This window comes from Prevotella sp. AM42-24 (assembly GCF_003461825.1).
GTDB lineage: Bacteria > Bacteroidota > Bacteroidia > Bacteroidales > Bacteroidaceae > Prevotella > Prevotella hominis.
The window spans coordinates 1-227 of the sequence record NZ_QTXV01000140.1 but is presented as its reverse complement, the minus strand read 5'-3'; the positions used below and the strand labels follow the sequence as shown (position 1 = coordinate 227).

The 227-nt window shown below is 41.0% G+C and carries 1 protein-coding gene; it reads right to left on the bottom strand.

Features of this window, described 5'->3' with window-relative positions:
* A partial coding sequence (locus DW917_RS17945) for an Rpn family recombination-promoting nuclease/putative transposase (RefSeq protein ID WP_233524814.1) occupies positions 1-227 on the bottom strand: 227 nt, incomplete at both ends.

Here is a 227-nt window from a genome sequence, read left to right as displayed (position 1 = left end):
TTGACATCACGGTAAGCCTTCAAACTATCCTCATATTCTTTCAGCTCTGTTGGGGTGAACTTCGCAATCTCGGCCTCCTCAAAGAGTTTAGTAAACACTTTCTCTTTCAAGGCAGCAGGACGCTTATCCAATCGGGAAAGGTTTTTCAATACATACAACCACTTATCATAAAGCGTGTCAAGCTCTTCCTCTGTCTTATTGAACTTTGCTATCTCAACATACTTGAA